Source organism: Solirubrobacter ginsenosidimutans (assembly GCF_027587205.1).
Genome location: NZ_JAPDOD010000027.1, coordinates 39,979 through 60,818, shown reverse-complemented (window position 1 = coordinate 60,818; position 20,840 = coordinate 39,979). Strand labels below are relative to the sequence as shown.

Here is a 20,840-nt window from a genome sequence, read left to right as displayed (position 1 = left end):
TTCAGCGCGGGCCGAAGTCCTCGACTGCGAGCTCGTCGAGCAGCGCCTGGTGCTCATGCAGTCCCGCGGTGATGACCGCCTTGGCGAGCTCGAGCAGCTCGAGGATGCGCGGGTCCTTGACGGCGTAATAGACGCTCGTCCCCTCGCGCCGGCTGGTCACGAGCCCCTGCTTGCGCAGCGCCGCCAGGTGCTGGGAGGTCCCGCCGGAGTCCAGGTCCAGTGCGGCCTGGAGCGCGCCGACACTCTGCTCGCCCTCGCGCAGCAACTGCAGGATCCGAACCCGGGCGGGATGCCCGAGCGTCCGGAAGAAGTCCGCTTTGAGGGCGTAGACGGGCGGCTGTCCGGTGCGATACGGCATCTCGCTTAGAATATTACAAGCTTCAGAAAACTACAGAGATGACGATCCGTCGAAGATCGTTGGCGCTAACGCGACGTTCCGCCCATTGCGGGGCGGCCACAGGCGGGGCGAGCATGGTCCGCATGACTGTTGCCGACACATTGGGCACCGACTCGCTGCAGGAGCAGGCGCACCGGCACCTGCTGATGCACTTCACCCGCAACGGCTCGTTCGGGCCTGACGGCAAGCCGCTGCTGGTGCTCGAGCGCGGCGAGGGCGCCTACGTCTTCGACACCGAGGGCAAGCGCTACTTCGACGGTCTCTCCTCGCTGTTCTGCTGCCAGATCGGCTACTCGTTCGGCGAGGAGATGGCCGCGGTGGCGTCCGCGCAGATGTCGACGCTGGCGTTCAACACCAACTGGGCGACCGCGCACCCGCCGGCGATCCACCTCGCCGCCGCGCTGGCCGAGCGCGCCCCCGGCGACCTCAACCGCGTGTTCTTCACCAACGGCGGCTCGGAGTCGGTCGAGGCCGCCTGGAAGATCGTGCGCCAGCACTACCTGGCCAAGGGCGAGCCGCAGCGCACCAAGGCGATCGCGCGCGAGATCGCCTACCACGGCGTCACGCTCGGCGCCCTGTCGTTCACCGGCGTGCGCACGTACAAGGAGCCGTTCGGCGCGGCGCCGATCCCCGTCGTACGGATCTCCAACACCAACCCGTACCGTGATCCGGACGCCGGCGACGAGGCGGCGCGCACCGCGCGGCTGCTGGACGAGCTCGAGCGCACGATCATCGAGACCGGGCCGGAGACCGTGGCGATGCTGATCGCCGAGCCGGTCCAGAACGCGGGCGGCTGCCTCGTGCCGCCGGACGGCTACTGGCCGGGCCTGCGCGCGCTGTGCGACAGGTACGGGATCGCGCTGGTGGCCGACGAGGTCATCACCGGCTTCGGACGCATCGGCGAGTGGTTCGCCTCCGCGCGCTACGGCGTCGCGCCGGACCTGATCACCTGCGCCAAGGGCATCACGTCGGCCTACGCGCCGATGGGCGCGGTGCTGGTGAGCGACCGGATCGCCGAGCCGCTCTACGAAGACGGCCGGATGCTGATGCACGGCATCACGTTCGCGGGCCATCCTGTCGCGGCGGCGGTCGCGCTTCGCAACATCGAGATCTTCGAGCGCGAGGGCGTGCTCGAGAACGTGCGGGCGCTGGAGCCGTACATGGGCGAGCTGCTCGAGGGCATCAAGTCCCGCGTGCCGATCGTGGGCGACGTCCGCGGCGCCGGGTTCTTCTGGGCGCTGGAGCTCGTCCGCGACGCGCAGGAGTCCCGCTTCTCCGCCGAGGAGCGCGAGAAGCTGCTGCGCGGCTTCATCGCCGGCCGGCTGCTCGAGGAGGGCCTGATCGCCCGCCCGGACGACCGCGGCGATGCCGTCCTGCACCTCGCCCCGCCGCTGATCAGCACCCGCGAGGAGCTCGAGGAGATGGCCGCGAAGACCGAAGCGGTGCTCGCGGACGCCTCAGAGAAGTTCTACGTGGGGTGATCCACACCGCGCACGGGTATTGGCTCGCCGAGGCGGGCGGCGTCGAGCCGGCGCCCGCCCTCGCGGGCGACGTGTCCGCCGACGTCGTGGTCATCGGCGGCGGCTACACGGGGCTGTGGACCGCGTGGCAGCTGCGGGCGCGCGGCGCGTCGGTGGTGCTGCTCGAGGCTGACCTGTGCGGCCACGGGCCGAGCGGGCGCAACGGCGGGTTCTGCGAGACGCTGTGGACGCACCTGCCGTCGCTGGTCGAGCGCTTCGGCCGCGACCGGGCGATCGAGGTCTGCCAGGCGTCCACCGAGAGCGTCGAGATGATCGGCACGTGGTGCGAGGAGCAGGGCGTCGACGCCTGGTTCACCCGCTCCGGCTACCTGATGGCCTCGACCGCGCCCGCCCACGACGCGGTGATCGACGAGATCCTCGCGGTCGCTCCGCGCAGCCGGGTCGCCGAGCTCAACCAGGCGGGCGTGCGCGCCCGCTGCGACTCCCCGCGCTTCCGCCGCGGCCTGTTCGTGCGCGACGACGCGACCGTGCAGCCCGCGCGGCTCTCGCTCGGCCTGCGAGCGCGGGTGCGCGAGGCGGGCGCCGAGGTGTACGAGCACTCGCGGGTCCGCGCGCTGCACACCCACGCCGGCGGCGTGACCGCCGAGACGAGCGGCGGCCGCGTCCGGGCGGGCGCGGCGATCCTCGCCGTCAACGCCGCCACGCGCGGCTTCGGGCCGCTGAAGAACCGCATCTCGGTCACGTCCTCGCACATCGTGCTGACCGAGCCGGTCCCGGACGTGCTCGAGGAGCTGCGCTGGACCGGGGGAGAGTGCGTCACCGACGCGCGCGTCTTCGTCCACTACTTCCGCACCACCCGCGACGGGCGGATCGCGTTCGGCTGGGGCGGCGGCCGGCTCGCCCCGGGCGCGCGGCTGGGCGGGAAGGTCGAGGTCGACGCCGACGTCGCGGAGCAGACCGGCCGCCACCTGGTCGAGATGTTCCCGGCGCTGGAGGGCCGCGCGATCACCCACGCGTGGGGCGGGCCGATCGACGTCTCGCCGAGCCATCTCCCGCAGTTGGGCACGCTCGACGGCGCGCCGGTGCACTACGCGTTCGGCTTCACCGGCAACGGCGTCGGCCCGTCGCACCTCGCGGGCCGCGTGCTCGCGTCACTCGCGTCGGGCGAGCAGACGGACCTCGCCGTGGTCGACCCCGAGCCGGTGCGGGTCCCGCCGGAACCGATCGCTTTTACGGGCGGAATGCTCGTGCGCCGTGCCTTTTTGCGTAAAGAGCGCCTCGAGGAGGAGGGCCGCGCCGTCGATCCCCTCACCCGCGCCGTGACCGCGGCGCCGCGGGTCATGGGCATCCACGTTGCCCGCTGAGGGCAAACGCCTCTGGGCGGGTACCCGTTCACGCATGGCTCATGTGCTCCGCGCGGTGCTGCTCGTCCTCATGCTGTCGCCGGCCGCCGCGTTCGGCCAGTCCTACTCGGTCGCGGCGCCCGTGCCGATCCAGGAGACCGGCGAATCGGCGCACTCGGTCGCGCTCGCCGCCGGGCAGGTGCTGTGGATGGAGGACCGCGGCACCGGCGCGGCGCTCGTGGGCGCGGGGGCGGACGGGGTGCCGCACGACATCCTCACGCTGCCACCGGCGGCCGGCGCGCCGCGCTTCACCAGCGTGCTGGCGGCGGGCGAGGAGGCGTTCGTCCAGCGGGTGGTCTGCACCGACGAGCGCTGCGCGCGCAACGCCGCGAAGGACCTCCTGCGCGTCGACCTGCGCACGAACGCCGCGACGCCGTTCGACGGCTGCCTCGGCGACGCGGCCTGCCTGCGCTGCAGCTCCGGCACGTTCCACGCGGTGACGCTGCGCGGCACTGTCCTGACGGGCCGCGGGCGCTGCGGCGAGCAGACCGGCGTGATCGACCTCGCCGACGGGACGCTCCGCCACCTCGACGGACGCGTCCTCGACGCGGCCGGGCCCTTCGCGGTCACCGTCGACGACATCGCCCGCCGCCTGACCGTCTCCGACTGGCGCACCGGGCTCCAGACCACCCGCGCCGAGAACGTGTCGCTCGACCCGGTCACACAGGAGGCGTCGCTCGACGCCGACGGCACGGTCGCGTGGACGCAGGAGGGCGCCGTGGAGGTGCTCGCGCCCGGGGCGTCGCGGCCGCATGAGGTCCGGTTCGCGAGCGGCGACATCGACGAGGCCAGGCTCGCGGGCGGCCTGCTCGCGACCCGCCGGACGAACTACGACTTCGCCGGCCGCCTGCTGGTCAGCGCCCGCGATGGCACCGGCGCGCGCGGTGTCGAGACCCAGGGCGGCTCGTTCGGCTGGGCCTTCGACGGCGACCGGGTGGCCTGGGTGGCGCAGCCGTGCGCGCTCCCCGTGATCCAGGTCTGGGACCTCGCGAGCGACCCGCCACCGCCCGCCAACGCGCGGTGCATCCGCGCCCGGATCGTCTCGAAAGCGCTGAAGCTCAACCGCGCGGCCTCGCGCCTGCCGGTGAAGCTGTCGTGCCCGCCGTCACCGGCGCGCGGCTGCGCCGGCGAGCTCGGGGCCGACCTCTTCACGGGCGGCCACAAGCTCGTCGAGACCTATTGGGTCCAGTACCGCATCCCCGCGGGCGAGACGCGCGTGGAGACGTTGCGGGTCCTGCGCCACGCCCGCCTGCGCGGCGCGACCCGGCTCACGGCCCGCGTCAAGATCGACAACAGCAGCGGCTTCATCCACGCCGAACGCCTCCGCGTCGCGCGTCGCTAGAGGACGCAAAGTCAACTGCGCCGGGTGCGCCCCAACGAGAGCAAAGTTATCCGTGCTGTGCCCGAGGAAGTTGACGTTCGTTGCACCCGCGGCGTGATCTGACGTCGCGCGCGCCGCTAGCTGGCGAGCAGCTCTTTCAGCACGTCGTCGATGTACTCCAGGTCCACGGGACTGTCGCCGCTGCCCGCGAAGTGCCCCCACACGCCGGGGATGACCCGCACCTCGCCGTTGGGGATGTGCTGCGAGGCCCACTGCTCGTCCTCCGGCGGGAAGTAGAGGTCCTTCTCGGCCGGCAGCGCGATCAGCCGCGCCTTGATCGACTGCAGCGCCTTCACGGTGTCGCCGTCGAACCCTGGCGTCTGACCGATGTCGCCGTACTGCCACGTCCACAGCATCGACAGCAGGTCGTTCGCGTCGCGCCGCGGGTCCAGGAAGTGGCCCTCCCAGAACCACACGAGGTAGTCCTCGAGCGACGGGAAGGCCAGGTCCAGCCCGAGCCGCCGCGAGTGGCCCATCCGCTTGTAGACCTGGTCCCAGAAGAACGCCTGCGAGAAGCCCCACCCGGCGTAGACGCGAGCGGCGGCGCGCAGGCCCCGCACCGGCGGGGCGTCGTACCAGCCCTGCTTGAACGCCGCGTCGGCGGTCAGGGCCGCCTTGACGCCCTCGAGGAACACGAAGTTGTGCTCGCTGGTCTTCGACGAGCCGCAGAACGGGCACGCGCGCTGGACCATGTCCGGGTAGCTGACCGCCCACTGGTAGGTCTGGCCGGCGCCCATCGACCAGCCGGTCACGAGCGGAAGCGTTTCGATCCCCCACTGCTCGGTGATGAGCTTGTGCTGCGCCTCGACCTGGTCATAGAAGGTGACGCGCGGGAAGCGCGCGCGGTCGAACGGCGGCGGCGTGTTGGACGGCGAGCTCGAGAGCCCGTTGCCCAGCATGTTCGGGATGACGATGAAGTACTTCGCCGGGTCGAGCGCCATCCCGTCGCCGATCAGCCACTCGTTGTCCCAGTGAAAGCCCGAGTACCAGGTCGGGTACACGACGGCGTTGCTCTTGTCGGCGTCGAGCTCGCCGAACGTCTTGTAGGCGAGCTTGCCGCCATGGATCACCGCGCCGCTCTGGAGCTCGAACTCGCCGAGATCGAAGACCTCGTAGTCCTCGACGAACTTGCTCATCGGGATGCACCTCCTCCTCGTGCGGAAAGACCCACGCCGGCGTCGATGGACTCTAGAGTGCGCGCGTGCCGCTCGAGCGCTACGGCGTCCTGAAGGCGACGATCCTCGACCGGCGGCGTGCCACGGATCGCGACGCCCACTACCACGTCCTCTGTGGCGTCGGAACGGCGCGCTGGCGGGTCGCGATCAACGCGCGCTCGGACAACGCCCCCGCGGAGGTCGCGCACGCGACGCTCACGCGCTTCGCCCATCCGATCCTCGCCCGCCTGGAGCAGCTCCACGAAGGCTGGCGACCGGTCAAGGGGCAGGACGGGTTGGACTACCTCCGCGGCAAGCTGTGCCGGCCGGAGCAGTTCAAGCCGCTCCCGATCGACAAGCCCGGCGCGAACAACGACCTCAACGAGCTCTTCGACGCGCACCTGCGTCGCAACGCCCGGATCTACGCGTTCGGGGAGCCGTGGGGGCCTGACGATGCCAGGGATCCCTACTTCGGCTTCGACCACGGGCGCGGGCTGCACGACGTGCACCAGAACCAGGGCAACCTGCGCGAGTTCCGCCGCGACGACGGCGTCTGGCAGGACGGCGGGCTGATCGCCGGCGCCACCGACGGGACGTGGACGGCGATCTTCCTGCGCTTTCAGTCGCAGGCGTTCAACACGGACGACGCGTCCGGCCATACGAAGGGCGTTCTGCCACGCTGAGAGCGATGCCCAAGCCGCCGCTTCCCGACGAACTCCAGGCGCTCCTGCGCGAGCCCAACCCCGCCGTCATGGCCTCCTTGAAGCCCGACGGCAGCCCGCTCAGCGTGGCCACCTGGTACCTCTGGGAAGACGGTCGCGTGCTGGTCAACCTCGACCACACCCGCGCCCGGCTCGAGCACCTGCGCCACGACCCGCGGGTCTCCCTGACGGTGCTCGACAACAACTGGTACCGCCACATCAGCCTGCAGGGCCGCGTCGTCGCGATCGAGCCCGACGCGGACCTCAAGGACATCGACCGGATCTCCAACCACTACCGCGGCCAGGACTACCAGGCCCGCGACAGCGCGCGCTTCAGCGCCTGGATCGACGTCGAGAGCTGGCACGCGTGGAACGTCTGAGCTAGTCTTCGCAGCGCATGGCGTTGTTCCGCGGCCTTTCCCTTCTTCTTCTCCTCCCCCGCAAGGGGGATTAATGCGTGGGCGGCCGCTTAGCCGCAAAACCAGCCCGAAGAAGAAGCAGGAAAGACTTTCAAAAGGAGCCGCGCCATGGACCCCAACCGGGTCATCGTCTTTGACACCACCCTGAGAGACGGCGAGCAGTCGCCGGGCATCTCGCTCAACGCCGCCGAGAAGCTGGAGATCGCGCAGCAGCTCGCGCGGCTCGGCGTGGACGTGATCGAGGCTGGATTCCCGATCGCGTCGCCCGGTGATTTCCAGGCGGTACGGACGATCGCCCGCGAGGTCCAGGGGCCGATCATCGCGGGCCTGGCGCGCGCCCACGCCGCCGACATCGAACGCGCGGCGGAGGCGGTGCGCGACGCGGAGCGCCCGCGCGTGCACACGTTCATCTCGACGTCGGACATCCACATCCAGCACCAGCTGCAGTCCACCCGCGAGGACGTGCTGGGCCAGGCGCGCGCCGCCGTCGCGCACGCCCGCTCGCTGGTCGAGGACGTCGAGTTCAGCCCGATGGACGCCACCCGCGCCGACGTCGAGTTCACCGCCGAGGTGCTGCAGGCCGCGCTCGACGAGGGCGCGACCACGATCAACATCCCGGACACCGTCGGCTACACGATGCCCGACGAGTACGCGGCGTTCCTCACGCGCCTGTACGTGCTCGTCCCCGGCCTGCACGACGTGGTCCTCTCGGTGCACTGCCACAACGACCTCGGGCTGGCCGTGGCGAACTCCTTCGCGGGTCTGAAGGCGGGCGCGCGCCAGATCGAGTGCGCCATCAACGGCCTCGGCGAGCGCGCGGGCAACGCCTCGCTCGAAGAGATCGTGATGCTGCTGCGCGTCCGCGAGGCGGACGTCGGCCTGACGACCGGCATCAACACCCGCGAGATCGCCCGCGCCAGCCGCATGGTCTCGCGCCTGACCGGCTACGGCGTGCAGCCCAACAAGGCGATCGTCGGCCGCAACGCGTTCCAGCACGAGTCCGGGATCCACCAGGACGGCGTCCTGAAGGAGCGCTCGACCTACGAGATCATGTCCAAGGCCTCCGTGGGCTTCGACGACGTGAGCTCGATCGTCCTCGGCAAGCACTCCGGCCGCCACGCCCTGCAGTCGGCCCTGATGGACCTCGGCTACGACGTCGCGGGGCAGACGCTCAACCAGGCCTTCAAGCGCTTCAAGGAACTGGCGGACAAGAAGAAGCAGGTCACGGCCATGGACCTGGAGGCGCTCGTCACCGACGAGCTCCGCGCGGACGTGTCCTCCTACACGCTCGAGTGGTTCGACGTCGAGGCTTCCACGCGGCGCCCGCCGCACGCGACGGTCTCGATCATCACGCCGGACGGGGAGACCGTGCGCGGCGACTTCACCGGCGACGGCCCGATCGACGCGATCTTCCGCGCGATCAACTCCGCCACGCGCCGTGAGGCGCGGCTGCGCGAGTTCCGCATCGACGCCGTGACCGGCGGCCAGGACGCGCTCGGCGAGGCCAGCGTGATCCTCGAGCTCTCGGGCTCGACCGCTGCCGGCCAGGGCGTCTCGACGGACATCATCGAGGCCGCCGCCCTGGCCTACGTGCGCGCGCTCTCAAACGTCGAGCGCAAGGTCATCATGGCGGCCGAGGAGCCCGAGGACGCGCAGCCGCTCGAGCTCTCCGGCACGCCGTGAGCGGATTACTTCAGCTTCAGTGAGACGGTGGTCGTGGCCTTCTGACCGTCGGTGCCCTGCGCGCTCAGTGTGAGCTTGTAGGCACCGGCGGCCGCGGCCTTCTTGCCGGCCTTGCCGTTCCACTTGATCGTGTTCGCGCCGGCCTTCGAGCTGCCGGTCACGGTCGCGATCTGCTTCTTGCCCTTGGTGATCGTGAGCGTGCTCTTGGCCGCGGCGGTCGACGCGTAGCTGAGCGTGACCGCCTTGCCGGCCTTCAGCGCGAGGCTCGACTGCGACGAGGCGAGCAGCAGCTTCAACGCGGGCTCGCCCTGCGGGCCGATGGGACCGGCGACGCCGGGGACACCCTGCGGTCCCTCCGGCCCGGCCGGACCCGGAACGGCGGCGTTGACCACCGTCGCGAGGTTCTTGGTCGGCGTGCCGTCGGCGGTGTTGCCGATCAGGCGGTTGTCGCCGTAGTCGTTGATCACACCCGTGCCGAGGAGCTCGTAGCCGAGCGCATTGGCGAACAGCGTCGACCGTGTCAGCCACGCCTTCCCGTTGTCGGCGACGCTCAGCGCGGTGCCCGAGTTGGAGATCGTCGAGTCCTGGATCGCCACCGTGGCCGAGCCGCCGGCGGCGGGTGCGACGCGGACGCCGTTCGTACAGCTGTTGCTGATGTCGACGTGGTTCATGAACACGTCGACGGGGCTGGTGGGAAGGATCTCGACGGCCTTCTGCATCCGCTCCATCTTGGAGTCCTCGATCCGCACCGAGCCGGCCTGCAGGACGCGGACGCCCGTCGTCGCGTAGGGGCAGCCGGTGCCCGGGTTGACCCCGTTGAAGTCCAGCCCCTTCAGCGTGACGTTGTCGTTGACGCCGGCATTGACGATCACGCCGGCGCTGCCGCTGATCAGGATCCCGGCCTCGACGCTGGACGCGTCGATCGTGATCGCCTTCGTGATCGTGACCGCGCCGAAGCCGCCCGGGTCGAGCACGTTGATCTCGCCCCCGGCCGCGGTCTTTGAGATCGAGCCGGCGAACGTCTTGCACGGCGCAGTGCGCGAGCACGGATTGGCGTCGTCGCCGACACCCGAGACCCACGTCCGGGTGGCCTGGGCGTGCGCCGCCGGCGCGAGGAACGCACCGGCCGAAAGGAAGACCGCCGCAGCTGCGAGCAGCGCGCGAAGAGAAAGAGTGGACACTGGCGCGCAGCTTCGAGGCGCGGCCAGGGCGGCGGAAGGCCGAAGGTCTAGGTTCGTGCCGTGAACAAGTGAGAACGCCACGTCGGAACACCGGATCCGTCGGGTAGATTGGCTCGCATGTCCTCGAACGGTGAGTGGATGGGGATGCGGACGCGCCTTGTGGCAGCGGCATCCGTGACCGCCCTCGCCCTCGCGATTCCCGCGGGCGCGCAGGCGGCGGACATGACGATGTGCCAGAACCTGTGGGGCTCGCTGCCTGGGAGCAGCGAACCCAACGTCGCCTTCCAGATGGGAGCCGGCAATCTCGGGATCAGCGTGGGTGGCGAGGTCACCGACGCCGTCAAGGCGGCGGTCGGCGCGCAGTACGCCCTCCTGTGGTCCAACGACCAGCGCCAGGGCTGGAGTGTCGCCATCGCGCCGGGCGCACTGGATCCCGATGCGGCCAGGGCAGCGATCGACGACCGCTTGAGCGCGACGCTCACCGCGGAGCAGGCGGCGTTCCTGCGCGGTCGGCTCAGCGTGTGGGCGACGCCCTACCCCGAGGGAGATCTCCGCGCCATCCAGAGCGACGTGTTCCTGAACGCCTTGAAGCCGTTCGACCAAGGCTGGGGCCTGGACGGGATGATCACCTGCGTGCCCGGAGACCCGCAAGCGCAGGCCGGCACACCGGCGGCGGCGGACGGCTGGCGGGTCATCGCGCGGCTCTTCACGGGTGACGCCGATCCGTCGCAGGCGTTGCTGGACGGGACACGCGCGGCCGTCGCGCCCTATGGCGACAAGGTGCGGCTCGAGGTCAAGCGCGGCGACGGCCGCGTCTTCCCGGCCTCCGGCCCTGCGCCGACGGTACCGGTCACGCCCGTCCAGCCACCGATCGTAGGCTCCAGGCCGGCTCCGCGCGGGTTGAACGCGTCCCGCTACGTCGCGGTTCAGCACCAGATGTGCGTCCGCGGGCGCACGGTGGCGGTGAAAGCCCGCCGGGCCTCCAACCTGCGCCGGCTGAAGGTCGAGGCGCCGAACCAGCGGGCGGTGACGTTGCGACCGGGCAAGAGCACGCGGGTCCGCGTGGCCGGCTCCGGGAAGACGACGATCTCGGTGACGATCGCCACCAAGGGCGGCCGGCAGGCCGTCCAGACCTACACGTTCCGGCACTGCGCATAGGTCACGGACAATTCAGCACCGGAAGATGGGCGGGGTCGATGCGTCCACCGAGCACGACTGCGTCGTCGTCGCACCCGAGGCGAGGTCGTGCAGGACGAAGGTTCCGGCGCGGCCGAACGTCCCGATCACGCTCCCCCAGACACCGACCCCGGTGATGCCCTCGCAACCCCGCAGTCCCGCGCATGCCGCGGTCCCGAGCGGCAGTGTGATCGCGCCGAAACGGGCCAGGAGCTGACCCTTCGCGAGCGAGACGGTGATCCCGAGACGCGTCATCAGGTCCCCGTCGGCGGCTGGCACGTCGAACGTCGGGTCACCCGTTACCTCCTGGAGGTGGAGACGGTCCAGGGCGTCGACCCAGGACACGACTCGTCCGGTGACCTGCACGGAGTCGATCGACCCCGTCGTATCGGCCGCGGGGTAGGTCGTGCCGAGCGTGTCGTGCAGGCGCCCCGCGTCGACGAACACGGCCAGGCCCGACGGAGCGAGCACGACGTCGCCGATCGCCGGAGCGGTCGCCCGGCGCCCGGCGAGGCGTCCGGTGCGGATGTCGTAGACGTGCAGGGACTGCCCGCTGGTCTGGTCGCGGACGACCGCGGCGAAGCGCCCGCCAAGGCTGACGCTCGACACCCGCGCCGAGGACCCGAGCGTGCTGACCCGCCGCGAGCCGGTACTGCACGCCTTCGCGACCCCGCTGCTCACGTAGACGCGGGCGGCGGCGCTGATCTCGAACGTGCCGGCGGCCCGGGGCCCACAGGGAAGCGGGACCGCGGGCTGCGCCGCGGGGAGGGCGGCGGTGCGCGTCTGGTCGCCGTGCCGCCAGCTGAGCTCGGTGCCGCGTTGGTCGAGATCCGTGACGGTCCGGTCGCCCTCGTCGAGCACGGCGTTCTCGGCGACGATGCGGTTCACGCTCGTGCCGCCCAGCGTGTCGACGACCATCGCGCATGCCGTGGAGCCGCCCGTCGTCAGCACGAAGTTCCAGATCGCGAGCGCCTGGCACGGCGTGCGCGAGGTCCCGCGCGCGAGGTCGAAGACCTGTAGCCGGCCGCTCGCGCTGCGTCCGTTCACCGTGGCGTTCTCACGGACCGCGATCGCTGCGCCCGACACGCGGATCGCGTCGATCCCGCCGGCGCTGTCGTCACGCGTGTCCGGGGTGTAGGCGGCGCCGAGCCTGACCCGGCGGCCGTGCTTGTACCGGGCGATCACGGTCGGTGTCGCATAGGACAGCTCGACGTCCCCGACCGTGCCGAGCGGCTCCTCGCCCCAGCTCTGCGGCGCGTCCCGCTCGTCGAGGAACGAGCCGACCCGGATGGAGCCCCCCTTCTGCCAGCTGACGATCGAGGCCGCGACGTGCACGAACGCCGGGCTGATGCCGCGACCGGCGTCGAGCGCGACAGGAGCCTGACCATCGCTTGCCGCCCGCACCTCGCGACTGCCGCCGGCGTGATCCTCGATCCAGGCTGCGCCGCCGGTCAGGGACACGGAGAGCCCGCGCACGGTGCCGTCCTTCGCGTTCAGGCGCTTGCGGTCCGTCGACAGCGGAAGCAACAGGTCGCGAAGCGTCAGCGCCCCGCGGTCGACGACCGCGACGTGTCGGCCCGCGATGCGCCACCTGGCCGCTGCCGAGCCGAGCCGAATCGGGGGCGTATGCACCGAGGTGCAGGCCTCCAGCGTCGCGCCGCTCTTGAACAGCCACGCGTCGGCGGTCCTCGCGATCGCCTTGGTCTGGGCCCGGCCGCAGGCGGTGCGGGCCTCGGCGGCGGCAGGCGAGACCAGGAGAGCGATGGTGGCCAGCAGAATGCGCATGCTGATTGAACGCAGAGGCCTGAGTAGTGTTGCGGCTACGAGCACTTGACCCCGTCCTCGCCGATGCTGAACGTCCGCGCGCGCGCCGGGCAGGGGCGAGTCGTCGCACCCGTGACCAGATCGTGCTGCAGGACCACACCGGCGCGATCCAAGGTCACGACCGACGTGGGCGTGACGCCGAGCATGGATATGCCTTCACACCGGTTGCGGCTCATGCAGGCCGTGGACGGACGTCCGAGCGGCACTTCGATCTCGCCGCGGCGGGCCACGATCCGATTGCCTTCGAGCGCGATCGTGACTCCGTCGCGCTCGAGCAGCGTCCCGTTCCTGCCCGCGATCGCGCGTGAGAGCGCGCGATCGTCCCGCACCTCCTGAACGTAGAGGCGGCCCGAGTAGTCCCCCCACGACACGACCCGCCCGGTGAGCTGCCACAGGACGGGGCCCTCCTGCACCCGATACGGCGTGCCGAGGGTGTCCTGCAGTTGCGTCCCGATCCGGGTCACCACGAAGCCGGAGAAATCGAACTTGGTCTCTCCGAAACCCGGTCCCGTGAGCCGATTGCCGACGGGCGCTCCCGTGTGGACCTCATAGACGCGCAGGGACTGCCCGTCTCCGGTGTCGCGGACCACCGCGGCGAAGTTGGCCCACAGCGTGACGCTCAGAACGGGCGCCGAGGAGCCGAGCGACACGCTTCGTCGCCCGTCCTTCGTGCACAGCTTCGCCACGCCGCCGCGGGCGTAGACGCGGACGCCGTCGCTTTCCTCGAACGTTCCGGCCGCGACGGGTCCGCAGGGGTGGCGGTCGATGGGCTGCGCCGCGGGGAGCGGGGCGGTTCGCGTCTCGCCGTCGTGGCGCCATACGAGGTTCCCGTCGCGCTCGTCGAGATCGGTGACGCCCTGGTCGCCCTCGTCGAGCACGGCGCCCTCGGACACGACGCGGTTGCCGCCGGAGTCGAGGGCGATGACGCAGGCCACGGAGCCGCCGGAGGTCAGGACGAAGTTCCACACCGCGCGTGCCTGGCACGACGTGCGCGCGGTGCCGTGAATGAGGTCGATCACGCCGATGCCGCCCCTCGCGTACCGGTCGCCGACCGAGTTGGACCGGACCGCAGCCGTCGAGCCCGACACGCGGATCGCGTCGATGCCGCCGCTCGGTTCGTCCCTGACCCCGCCGTACGCGCCCACACCGAGACGGACCCGCCGACCACCCCGATAGCGCGCGATGACCGCGTCGTCGTCCAGCGACAGCGCGACGTTCCCGGCCGTTCCGAGCGGATCGTCGAGGCCACCGCGGCCCGGGTTGAAGATCGCGTCCCAGTTGTTGATGCCGAGCCTGACGTAACCGCCCTGCTGCCAACTGACGACCCTGCCGGCCGCGTACACGAAGTCCGAGGCGATGTTGCGGCCGGTCGCGATCGCCCTGGTCTCCGGGCCGCGCCCTGCCCGCACCTCGCGGACGCCGTCCGGGCGATCTTCGATCCAAGCGCCCCTGCCGGTACTGCTGGCGGAGAACGCGCGCACCTTCCCGTCGGCGGCGTTCAAGCGCTCGGTGGCTTGCGGCCCGACCAGGTCGTGGTAGCGGAGCGCGCCGCGGTCGACGACGGCGACGAAGTGGCCGGCGACCCGCCACTTCGCCGCATGTGAGCCGAGGCGGACCGAACGGTTGCCGGGCGCGCACCCGCGGATCGTCGAACCGCTCCGGTACAGCCTCGCTTCGTCGGAGCCCGCCAGCGTCCTGGCCTTGACGGGGCCGCAGAGTGGACGGGCCTCCGCCACGGCGGGGAAGACGAGTAGAGCGATCGCGACCAGCAGAATGCGCATGCCGGTTCAACGCGGTTGCGCGCGCCAGGTTGCGATTGTGCGGATCGCACAATCGTCCAGGCAATCGATGGTCAGGTGCCGGTGAGCCGGCGGCCCTGCGCGTACCCGGCGGACGCGACCGTCGCACGGCGCGACGGGTCCATCAGGTCCGGGCCGATCGCCGCGAGGCTCGCTTCGTCCGGCACGATCGTGCGCACCTCGGCCCCGCGGGCCTTGAGCGCCATGGCCTCGTAACCCGCCGCGGCGGCGGACGCGGTGCGCAGCGGCGCCAGTGCGGCACCGGCGGTCGGGATCAGGCAGAGCACGCGCGAGCCGCGGCCGGCCGGCGCCGCGTCGAGGTTGGTCGGGCTCCAGACGCCGCCGTCGACGTACTCGCGCCCGTTGATCTCGACCGGCGCGAAGATCCACGGCACCGCGCAGCTCGCGAGCACCGCCTCGGCGACGGTTGCGCGCGGTGCGTCCGGAGCGCCGAAGCTCACCCGCCGCCCGCTCGTGCGCGCGACCGCGAAGATCCGCAGACGGCCGTCGAAGCGCGGGGCGAGCGCGTCGACGTAGGCGCCGAGGTCGCCGAGCGTGCGCTCCGGGCGGGGCGCGCGGCTGAGCACGGCCGCCCGCGCGAGCCGTCCCGCCGGCGCGGTGGTGGCCAGCGCGAGTGGGGCGAACGGGGTCGCGACCGCGCGCCCGAACCGTGCCGCGCCGCGCCCGATGACGCCGAGCGGGTTGCCCGGGCCCCCGACCTCGCCCGCCTCGGCGGGCAGCGCGGCCGCGTGCGCCCACGCGCGCGCCGCCGCCTCACCCGCCTCGGGCCGCTTGCCCGCGGCCAGCGTGGCCGCGACGATCGAGCCCGCCGAGGTCCCGAGCAGGTACTCGCACGCGCCGAAATCCAGACCAGCGCCCGCTTCCAGGCCGCCGAGCACACCGCGCAGCCACGCCTCGCCCAGCGTGCCGCCGGCGCCGAGGACGAGCGCGTCGGGCAGGTCGCGGATGGCGTCGGTCACGGCACTCACAGGCTAGGCGCAGCCGGAAAGTTGACGCACCGGTCCGAGAACTTATTGCTGTTTGACGCGGTTTGTCTAGGGGCACCAAACTCTCCGCATCCATCGGTGAGAGGCCGGTGGGGACAATCGGTCGGATCAGCTGGGCGGGAACCTCGGCGCAACGTCGTTAACGGAGGGTGCTCGCGCATGAGCGGCTGGCGCAACTGAGTACGCGGATCGCGTACGTGATAACGTACAAGCGTAATGGCGGCGGCTGTCGATCCCACCATCGCGGCCGTCGGCCCACGCGTGAAGGCGCTGCGCGAGGCGATGGATCTCTCGCTGCGCGACCTCGCGGAACGCTCCGGTGTCTCCGCGCCGATGCTCTCGCAGGTCGAGCGCGGAGAGACCAGTCCGACGCTGCAGATCGCAAGCCGGATCGCGTCCGGGCTCGAGCTGCGGTTGTCGCAACTCCTGCGCCTCGACGAAGAGGGCATGGTGTCGGTCGTCCGCTCCGGCGAGGGTCGCCGCGGCGGCGCCGGCGGGCACGCGTATGAGGTGCTCACCCCGCCACTGCCGGGGCTGCGCGCCGAGGTCACGCGCCACACCCTCAAGGCCGGAGCCGTCACCGGCGGTCCCGGCGACCCGCCGCGCCACGAACCCGGCGCGCGTGAGACCGCCGTCGTCGAGCAGGGCGCGCTGACCCTGCACGTCGATGGCGCCGAGCACGCGCTGCACAGCGGGGACTGCGTGACGTTCGACGCCGACCTGCCGCACCATTTCGCCAACCATTCAGAGGAGGAGGCCGTCCTGCTGGCGATCGTGTCAGCCGGGCTGCGCCGGTCATGACGCCCACCACGCTGTTCGAGAAGATCTGGTCCGCGCACGAGATCGCGGACGGGCTCATCTACATCGACCTACACCTGGTCCATGAGGTCACCAGCCCGCAGGCCTTCGAGGGGCTGCGGCTCGCGGGTCGCGAGGTCCGCCGCCCCGATCGCACGCTCGCGACCGCCGACCACAACGTGCCCACCGACGGCACGCCGGTCAGCGCCAAGATCCACGACGCGCTCTCGCGCCGTCAGGTCGAGGCGCTGGAGGCCAACTGCGACGAGTTCGGCATCCCGCTCTATTCGCTCGGCTCCGATCGTCAGGGCATCGTCCACATCATCGGGCCGGAGCTGGGCGTCACCCAGCCGGGCATGACGATCGTCTGCGGCGACTCCCACACCGCGACGCACGGCGCGTTCGGCGCGCTCGCGTTCGGGATCGGGACGAGCGAGGTCGAGCACGTGCTCGCGACCCAGACGCTGCAACAGCCGAAGCCGAAGTCGATGCGGATCAACTACGTCGGCACGCTCGGCCACGGTGTCACCGCCAAGGACCTGATCCTGGCCACGATCGGCCAGATGGGCACCAACGGCGCCGCCGGTCACGTCGTCGAGTTCGCCGGCGAGGTGATCGAGGCGATGTCGATGGAAGAGCGGATGACGATCTGCAACATGACCATCGAGGGCGGCGGGCGCGCGGGCATGATCGCGCCCGACCAGACGACCTTCGACTGGGTACGAGGCCGCCCGGGCGCGCCGGCGGACTTCGAGGAGGCGCTGGCGTACTGGCGCCCGTTGAAGACCGACGAGGGCGCGACGTTCGACCGCGAGATCACCGTCGACGCGAGCGCCGTCTCGCCCGTCGTCACCTGGGGGACCAACCCCGGCCAGGTCGTCCCCGTGGCGGAGGCCGTGCCCGTGCCGCAGTCGGAGACCGACGAGCGCTCGCTGGTCTACATGGGCCTCGAGGCCGGCACGCCGATGCAGGAGCTCCAGCTCGACCGCGTCTTCATCGGCTCGTGCACCAACGGCCGCATCGGCGACCTGCGCGCCGCGGCGGAGATGATCAAGGGCCGCAAGGTGGCGTCGACCGTGAGCGCCATGGTCGTCCCCGGTTCCCAGCAGGTGGCCAAGCAGGCCGAGAGCGAAGGCCTCGACGAGATCTTCCGCGCCGCCGGCTTCGACTGGCGCACCGCGGGCTGCTCGATGTGCCTGGGCATGAACCCGGACATCCTCGATCCCGGCCAGCGCTGCGCGTCGACCTCCAACCGCAACTTCGAAGGCCGCCAGGGCCGCGGCGGCCGCACCCACCTCGTGTCCCCGCAGATGGCGGCCGCCGCCGCGATCGAAGGGCACTTCGTCGACATCCGGGAGTGGAACTAGTGCGTGCGAACGGAAATACGGCGGATCGCCGGCCAGATCACCGGTCGTCGCTGCCCGCACGCGGCAGGCGCTCGCATACTGGTTGTACGTGTGCGCCTGCCGCGGCCGGGCAGCGGCGGGCGGGGCCCGCCGGAATCCGTCGTATTTACGGGAGGACGCACTAAATGGAACCGATCCAGGTCATCTCCGGCGCGGTCACCAAGTTGCCGCGCGCGGACGTCGACACCGACCAGATCATTCCCAAGCAGTTCCTCAAGCGCATCGAGCGCACCGGGTTCGGCGAGTTCCTCTTCTACGACTGGGCGCAGGAGGACGGCTGGAGCCTCCCGAAGAACCCGATCCTCGCGACCGGCCCGAACTTCGGCTGCGGCTCGAGCCGCGAGCACGCCCCGTGGGCGCTGCAGGACTACGGCTTCAAGGCGATCGTCGCGTCCTCCTTCGCCGACATCTTCTTCTCCAACTGCACCAAGATCGGCCTGCTGCCGGTCGTGCTCCCGGAGGAGGAGGTGCAGGCGCTGATGGAGGCGGGCGAGGGCGAGGTCGACCTGGACAAGCTGGAGGTCCGCTTCGCCGGTCGCGCGGTCCCGTTCGAGCTCGACGCCGAGCGCCGCCACCGCCTGCTCAACGGCCTCGACGACATCGCCCTGACGCTGCAGAAGGGCGAGGACATCGAGGCCTACGAAGCGCAGCGAGAGCGTCCCGGCCCGGTCACGCTGAACCTGTGACGCGCGTCTCGTTCGACCACTGCGTGATCGCCGTGAGCGACTGGGCGCGCTCGAACGCCTTCTACCGCGACGTGGTGGGCGCCGAGATCGTCGAGCGCGGCGCGGGCTACGCGTACCGGCTCGGCGAGCAGCAGTTCAACGTCCACGGGCCGGGGGTCGAGGCCACCCCGGTCGCGGGCGACCCGGTGCGCCCCGGCAACAGCGACCTGTGCCTGCGCTGGCACGGGCCGATCGAGGACGCGGTCGAACATCTGCGGTCCGCCGGCGTGGCGATCGAGCTCGGACCCGTCGAGCGCCACGGCGCGGTCGGCGCCGGCACGAGCGTGTACTTCCGCGATCCGGACGGATCGCTCCTGGAATTCATCACCTATTAGGTAGGGTCCCGCAACTTATGCCGAATATCGCCCTTCTCCCCGGTGACGGGATCGGTCCCGAAGTCGCCGTGTCCGCCGTCGCCGTGCTCAACGCGGTCGCCGATGACCTCACGTTCGAGGAGCACCCTGCAGGCGGCGCCGCGATCGACCTCCACGGCACCGCGCTGACCGACGAGGCGCTCGCCGCCGTCAAGGCGTCCGACGCCGTCCTGCTCGGCGCCCTCGGCGGCCCGAAGTGGGACACCAACGAGCCCGGCGCCGTCCGCCCGGAGCAGGGGCTGTTCAAGCTCCGCGCCGAGCTCGGCCTCTACGCCAACCTGCGACCGATCCGCCCGCTGCCGGCGCTCTACGACGCCTCGCCGCTCAAGCGCGAGCTGATCGAGGGCGTCGACATGCTGATCGTGCGCGAGCTCACCGGCGGTCTCTACTACGGCGAGCGCGGCACGAAGGACGGCCGCGCGTTCGACACGATGGTCTACACGGTCGCCGAGATCGAGCGGATCGCGCGCGCCGGCTTCAACGCCGCCAAGAGCCGCGTGACCAGCGTCGACAAGGCCAACGTGCTCGACACGAGCCGCCTGTGGCGCGAGGTCGTCACCCGCATCCACGCCGACGAGTTCCCGAACATCGAGCTCGAGCACATCCTCGTCGACGCCGCCGCGATGAAGCTGATCGCCGCGCCGCGGCATTTCGAGGTGATCGTCACCGAGAACATGTTCGGCGACATCCTCTCCGACGAGGCCTCGATGCTCACCGGCTCGCTCGGGATGCTGCCGACCGCCTCGCTCGGCGGGACGGGTCCCTCGCTGTTCGAGCCCGTGCACGGTTCGGCGCCTGACATCACGGGCAAGGGCATCGCCAACCCGATCGGCATGATCCTGTCGGGCGCGCTGCTGCTGCGCCACGGGCTCGGCCGGGAGGCTCAGGCGGCTGCCGTAGAATCGGCGGTCGACAAGGCCCTTGAGAAGGGCATCCGCACCGGTGATCTGGGCGGCACTGCGACCACCGCCGAGGTGACCGAGGCGGTGTTGAAGGAGCTTACGTGAGCCAAGCGATCTGGATGAATGGCGAGCTCGTCGCGTACGAGGACGCCAAGGTTCACGTACTCACGCACGCGCTGCACTACGGCACGAGCGTGTTCGAGGGCGTGCGCGCGTACGAGCTGCCCGACGGTGGGACGGCGGTGTTCCGCCATCAGGACCACATCGACCGGCTCTTCCGCTCGGCGGGGCTCTACCACATGGAGATCCCGTACTCCAAGGACCAGATCCGCGCGGCGACGTTCGAGACGATCACCGCCAACGCCCTGAAGTCCTGCTACATCCGCCCGCTGGTCTTCCGCGGCGCGGGGCCGATGGGCCTGTACCCGCTCGACTGCCCGGTCGACGTGATGATCGCGGTGTGGGAGTGGGGCGCCTACCTCGGCGACGAGGGCAAGGTCGGCGGCGTGCGCGCGAAGGTGTCGAGCTGGCGGCGGATCCCGAGTGACGCGCTGATCCCGACGGCGAAGGCCGGCGGGCAGTACCTGAACTCGATCCTGGCGAAGATCGAGGCCGACAAGGCCGGCTACGAGGAAGCGATCCTGCTCGACACCCGTGGCTACGTCTGCGAGGGCACGGGCGAGAACCTCTTCCTGATCAAGGACGGCAAGGTCGTCACGCCCGGGTTCGCCAACGACATCCTCGAGGGCATCAATCGCGCGGCGGCGATCGAGATCCTGCGCGACCAGGGCTACGACGTCGTCGAGCGTGACATCGCCCGCGGCGAGCTCTACCGCGCGGACGAGATCTTCATGACCGGCACCGCGGCCGAGCTCACCCCGATCCGCGAGGTCGACGACCTCGCCGTCGGCGACGGCACGCGCGGCCCGATCACGGCCGAGATCCAGGCGATCTTCGAGGACGCCTTGCACGGGCGCTCGGAGCGCTACAGCCGCTGGCTGGACAAGGTCCCCGCAGCGGTCTCATAAG

The 20,840-nt window shown here is 71.1% G+C and carries 19 protein-coding genes; 13 read left to right on the top strand and 6 right to left on the bottom strand.

Annotated elements, in window-relative coordinates; genetic code table 11:
• Nucleotide 1: 1 nt before the first annotated feature.
• On the bottom strand, nucleotides 2–358 hold the full coding sequence (locus tag OM076_RS25830; protein WP_270042983.1) for an ArsR/SmtB family transcription factor: 357 nt from the start codon (nucleotides 356–358) through the stop codon (nucleotides 2–4).
• A gap of 122 nt (nucleotides 359–480) precedes the next feature.
• Between OM076_RS25830 and OM076_RS25825 the strand changes: the two genes are divergently transcribed.
• The 3 genes from OM076_RS25825 to OM076_RS25815 are packed head-to-tail and all read left to right on the top strand — an operon-like array spanning nucleotide 481 to nucleotide 4,623.
• Nucleotides 481–1,878, top strand: coding sequence for an aspartate aminotransferase family protein (locus OM076_RS25825; protein WP_270042982.1), 1,398 nt, complete (start codon nucleotides 481–483; stop codon nucleotides 1,876–1,878).
• On the top strand, nucleotides 1,875–3,242 hold the full coding sequence (locus OM076_RS25820; RefSeq protein ID WP_270042981.1) for an NAD(P)/FAD-dependent oxidoreductase: 1,368 nt from the start codon (nucleotides 1,875–1,877) through the stop codon (nucleotides 3,240–3,242). The genes OM076_RS25825 and OM076_RS25820 overlap by 4 nt, the downstream gene beginning before the upstream one ends.
• A 34-nt stretch (nucleotides 3,243–3,276) precedes the next feature.
• Nucleotides 3,277–4,623, top strand: a complete 1,347-nt coding sequence (locus OM076_RS25815) for a hypothetical protein (protein ID WP_270042980.1) — start codon at nucleotides 3,277–3,279, stop codon at nucleotides 4,621–4,623.
• 116 nt (nucleotides 4,624–4,739) lie between these two features.
• On the opposite strand, the gene OM076_RS25810 is transcribed toward OM076_RS25815, so the two are convergent.
• Nucleotides 4,740–5,798, bottom strand: coding sequence for an alpha/beta fold hydrolase (locus OM076_RS25810; RefSeq protein WP_270042979.1), 1,059 nt, complete (start codon nucleotides 5,796–5,798; stop codon nucleotides 4,740–4,742).
• Between the two features lie 65 nt (nucleotides 5,799–5,863).
• On the opposite strand from OM076_RS25810, the gene OM076_RS25805 reads away from it, so the two are divergent.
• The 3 genes from OM076_RS25805 to OM076_RS25795 all read left to right on the top strand — a co-directional run bounded on the left by OM076_RS25805 (nucleotide 5,864) and on the right by OM076_RS25795 (nucleotide 8,619).
• On the top strand, nucleotides 5,864–6,499 hold the full coding sequence (locus tag OM076_RS25805) for a YukJ family protein (protein WP_270042978.1): 636 nt from the start codon (nucleotides 5,864–5,866) through the stop codon (nucleotides 6,497–6,499).
• Nucleotides 6,500–6,504: 5 nt separating this feature from the next.
• Nucleotides 6,505–6,897 (top strand): PPOX class F420-dependent oxidoreductase, encoded by a 393-nt coding sequence (locus tag OM076_RS25800; protein WP_270042977.1) that lies wholly within the window; start codon nucleotides 6,505–6,507, stop codon nucleotides 6,895–6,897.
• Nucleotides 6,898–7,044: 147 nt separating this feature from the next.
• Nucleotides 7,045–8,619, top strand: coding sequence for a 2-isopropylmalate synthase (locus OM076_RS25795; protein ID WP_270042976.1), 1,575 nt, complete (start codon nucleotides 7,045–7,047; stop codon nucleotides 8,617–8,619).
• A gap of 5 nt (nucleotides 8,620–8,624) precedes the next feature.
• Here OM076_RS25795 and OM076_RS25790 read toward each other — a convergent pair whose 3' ends face one another.
• Nucleotides 8,625–9,800: a collagen-like protein gene (locus OM076_RS25790; RefSeq protein WP_270042974.1), complete on the bottom strand. Its 1,176-nt coding sequence runs from the start codon at nucleotides 9,798–9,800 to the stop codon at nucleotides 8,625–8,627.
• A 117-nt stretch (nucleotides 9,801–9,917) separates the two neighbouring features.
• Here OM076_RS25790 and OM076_RS25785 point away from each other — a divergent pair, with 117 nt between their 5' ends.
• Nucleotides 9,918–10,958 carry a hypothetical protein gene (locus tag OM076_RS25785; protein ID WP_270042973.1) on the top strand — a complete coding sequence of 347 codons (1,041 nt, stop codon included), beginning with the start codon at nucleotides 9,918–9,920 and terminating at the stop codon, nucleotides 10,956–10,958.
• A 12-nt stretch (nucleotides 10,959–10,970) separates the two neighbouring features.
• On the opposite strand, the gene OM076_RS25780 is transcribed toward OM076_RS25785, so the two are convergent.
• From OM076_RS25780 to OM076_RS25770, 3 genes are all read right to left on the bottom strand, one after another.
• Entirely contained in the window at nucleotides 10,971–12,761 is a 1,791-nt protein-coding gene (locus OM076_RS25780) for a hypothetical protein (RefSeq protein WP_270042972.1), read from the bottom strand.
• Between the two features lie 35 nt (nucleotides 12,762–12,796).
• Nucleotides 12,797–14,581 (bottom strand): hypothetical protein, encoded by a 1,785-nt coding sequence (locus tag OM076_RS25775; RefSeq protein ID WP_270042971.1) that lies wholly within the window; start codon nucleotides 14,579–14,581, stop codon nucleotides 12,797–12,799.
• Between the two features lie 71 nt (nucleotides 14,582–14,652).
• On the bottom strand, nucleotides 14,653–15,579 hold the full coding sequence (locus OM076_RS25770; protein WP_270042970.1) for a patatin-like phospholipase family protein: 927 nt from the start codon (nucleotides 15,577–15,579) through the stop codon (nucleotides 14,653–14,655).
• A gap of 243 nt (nucleotides 15,580–15,822) precedes the next feature.
• Between OM076_RS25770 and OM076_RS25765 the strand changes: the two genes are divergently transcribed.
• From OM076_RS25765 to OM076_RS25740, 6 genes are all read left to right on the top strand, one after another.
• Nucleotides 15,823–16,407, top strand: a complete 585-nt coding sequence (locus OM076_RS25765; protein WP_270042969.1) for a helix-turn-helix domain-containing protein — start codon at nucleotides 15,823–15,825, stop codon at nucleotides 16,405–16,407.
• On the top strand, nucleotides 16,404–17,771 hold the full coding sequence (leuC, locus tag OM076_RS25760) for a 3-isopropylmalate dehydratase large subunit (protein WP_270042968.1): 1,368 nt from the start codon (nucleotides 16,404–16,406) through the stop codon (nucleotides 17,769–17,771). Before OM076_RS25765 ends, leuC begins: the two co-directional genes overlap by 4 nt.
• Nucleotides 17,772–17,935: 164 nt before the next feature.
• Entirely contained in the window at nucleotides 17,936–18,496 is a 561-nt protein-coding gene (gene leuD, locus OM076_RS25755; RefSeq protein WP_270042967.1) for a 3-isopropylmalate dehydratase small subunit, read from the top strand.
• Entirely contained in the window at nucleotides 18,493–18,870 is a 378-nt protein-coding gene (locus OM076_RS25750; RefSeq protein WP_270042966.1) for a VOC family protein, read from the top strand. The genes leuD and OM076_RS25750 overlap by 4 nt, the downstream gene beginning before the upstream one ends.
• 17 nt (nucleotides 18,871–18,887) lie before the next feature.
• Nucleotides 18,888–19,916, top strand: coding sequence for a 3-isopropylmalate dehydrogenase (gene leuB / locus OM076_RS25745; RefSeq protein ID WP_270042965.1), 1,029 nt, complete (start codon nucleotides 18,888–18,890; stop codon nucleotides 19,914–19,916).
• Nucleotides 19,913–20,839, top strand: a complete 927-nt coding sequence (locus OM076_RS25740) for a branched-chain amino acid transaminase (protein ID WP_270042964.1) — start codon at nucleotides 19,913–19,915, stop codon at nucleotides 20,837–20,839. Before leuB ends, OM076_RS25740 begins: the two co-directional genes overlap by 4 nt.
• Nucleotide 20,840: the final 1 nt, after the last annotated feature.

Excerpts from the sequence above, each read along its gene's own strand:
- leuC (WP_270042968.1), top strand. The coding sequence starts at position 16,404 with ATGACGCCCACCACGCTGTTCGAGAAGATCTGGTCCGCGCACGAGATC.
- OM076_RS25830 (WP_270042983.1), bottom strand. The coding sequence starts at position 358 with ATGCCGTATCGCACCGGACAGCCGCCCGTCTACGCCCTCAAAGCGGAC.
- OM076_RS25775 (WP_270042971.1), bottom strand. The coding sequence starts at position 14,581 with ATGCGCATTCTGCTGGTCGCGATCGCTCTACTCGTCTTCCCCGCCGTG.
- leuB (WP_270042965.1), top strand. The coding sequence starts at position 18,888 with ATGCCGAATATCGCCCTTCTCCCCGGTGACGGGATCGGTCCCGAAGTC.
- OM076_RS25810 (WP_270042979.1), bottom strand. The coding sequence starts at position 5,798 with ATGAGCAAGTTCGTCGAGGACTACGAGGTCTTCGATCTCGGCGAGTTC.
- OM076_RS25785 (WP_270042973.1), top strand. The coding sequence starts at position 9,918 with ATGTCCTCGAACGGTGAGTGGATGGGGATGCGGACGCGCCTTGTGGCA.
- OM076_RS25795 (WP_270042976.1), top strand. The coding sequence starts at position 7,045 with ATGGACCCCAACCGGGTCATCGTCTTTGACACCACCCTGAGAGACGGC.
- OM076_RS25765 (WP_270042969.1), top strand. The coding sequence starts at position 15,823 with ATGGCGGCGGCTGTCGATCCCACCATCGCGGCCGTCGGCCCACGCGTG.
- OM076_RS25815 (WP_270042980.1), top strand. The coding sequence starts at position 3,277 with ATGGCTCATGTGCTCCGCGCGGTGCTGCTCGTCCTCATGCTGTCGCCG.
- OM076_RS25780 (WP_270042972.1), bottom strand. The coding sequence starts at position 12,761 with ATGCGCATTCTGCTGGCCACCATCGCTCTCCTGGTCTCGCCTGCCGCC.
- OM076_RS25800 (WP_270042977.1), top strand. The coding sequence starts at position 6,505 with ATGCCCAAGCCGCCGCTTCCCGACGAACTCCAGGCGCTCCTGCGCGAG.
- OM076_RS25825 (WP_270042982.1), top strand. The coding sequence starts at position 481 with ATGACTGTTGCCGACACATTGGGCACCGACTCGCTGCAGGAGCAGGCG.
- leuD (WP_270042967.1), top strand. The coding sequence starts at position 17,936 with ATGGAACCGATCCAGGTCATCTCCGGCGCGGTCACCAAGTTGCCGCGC.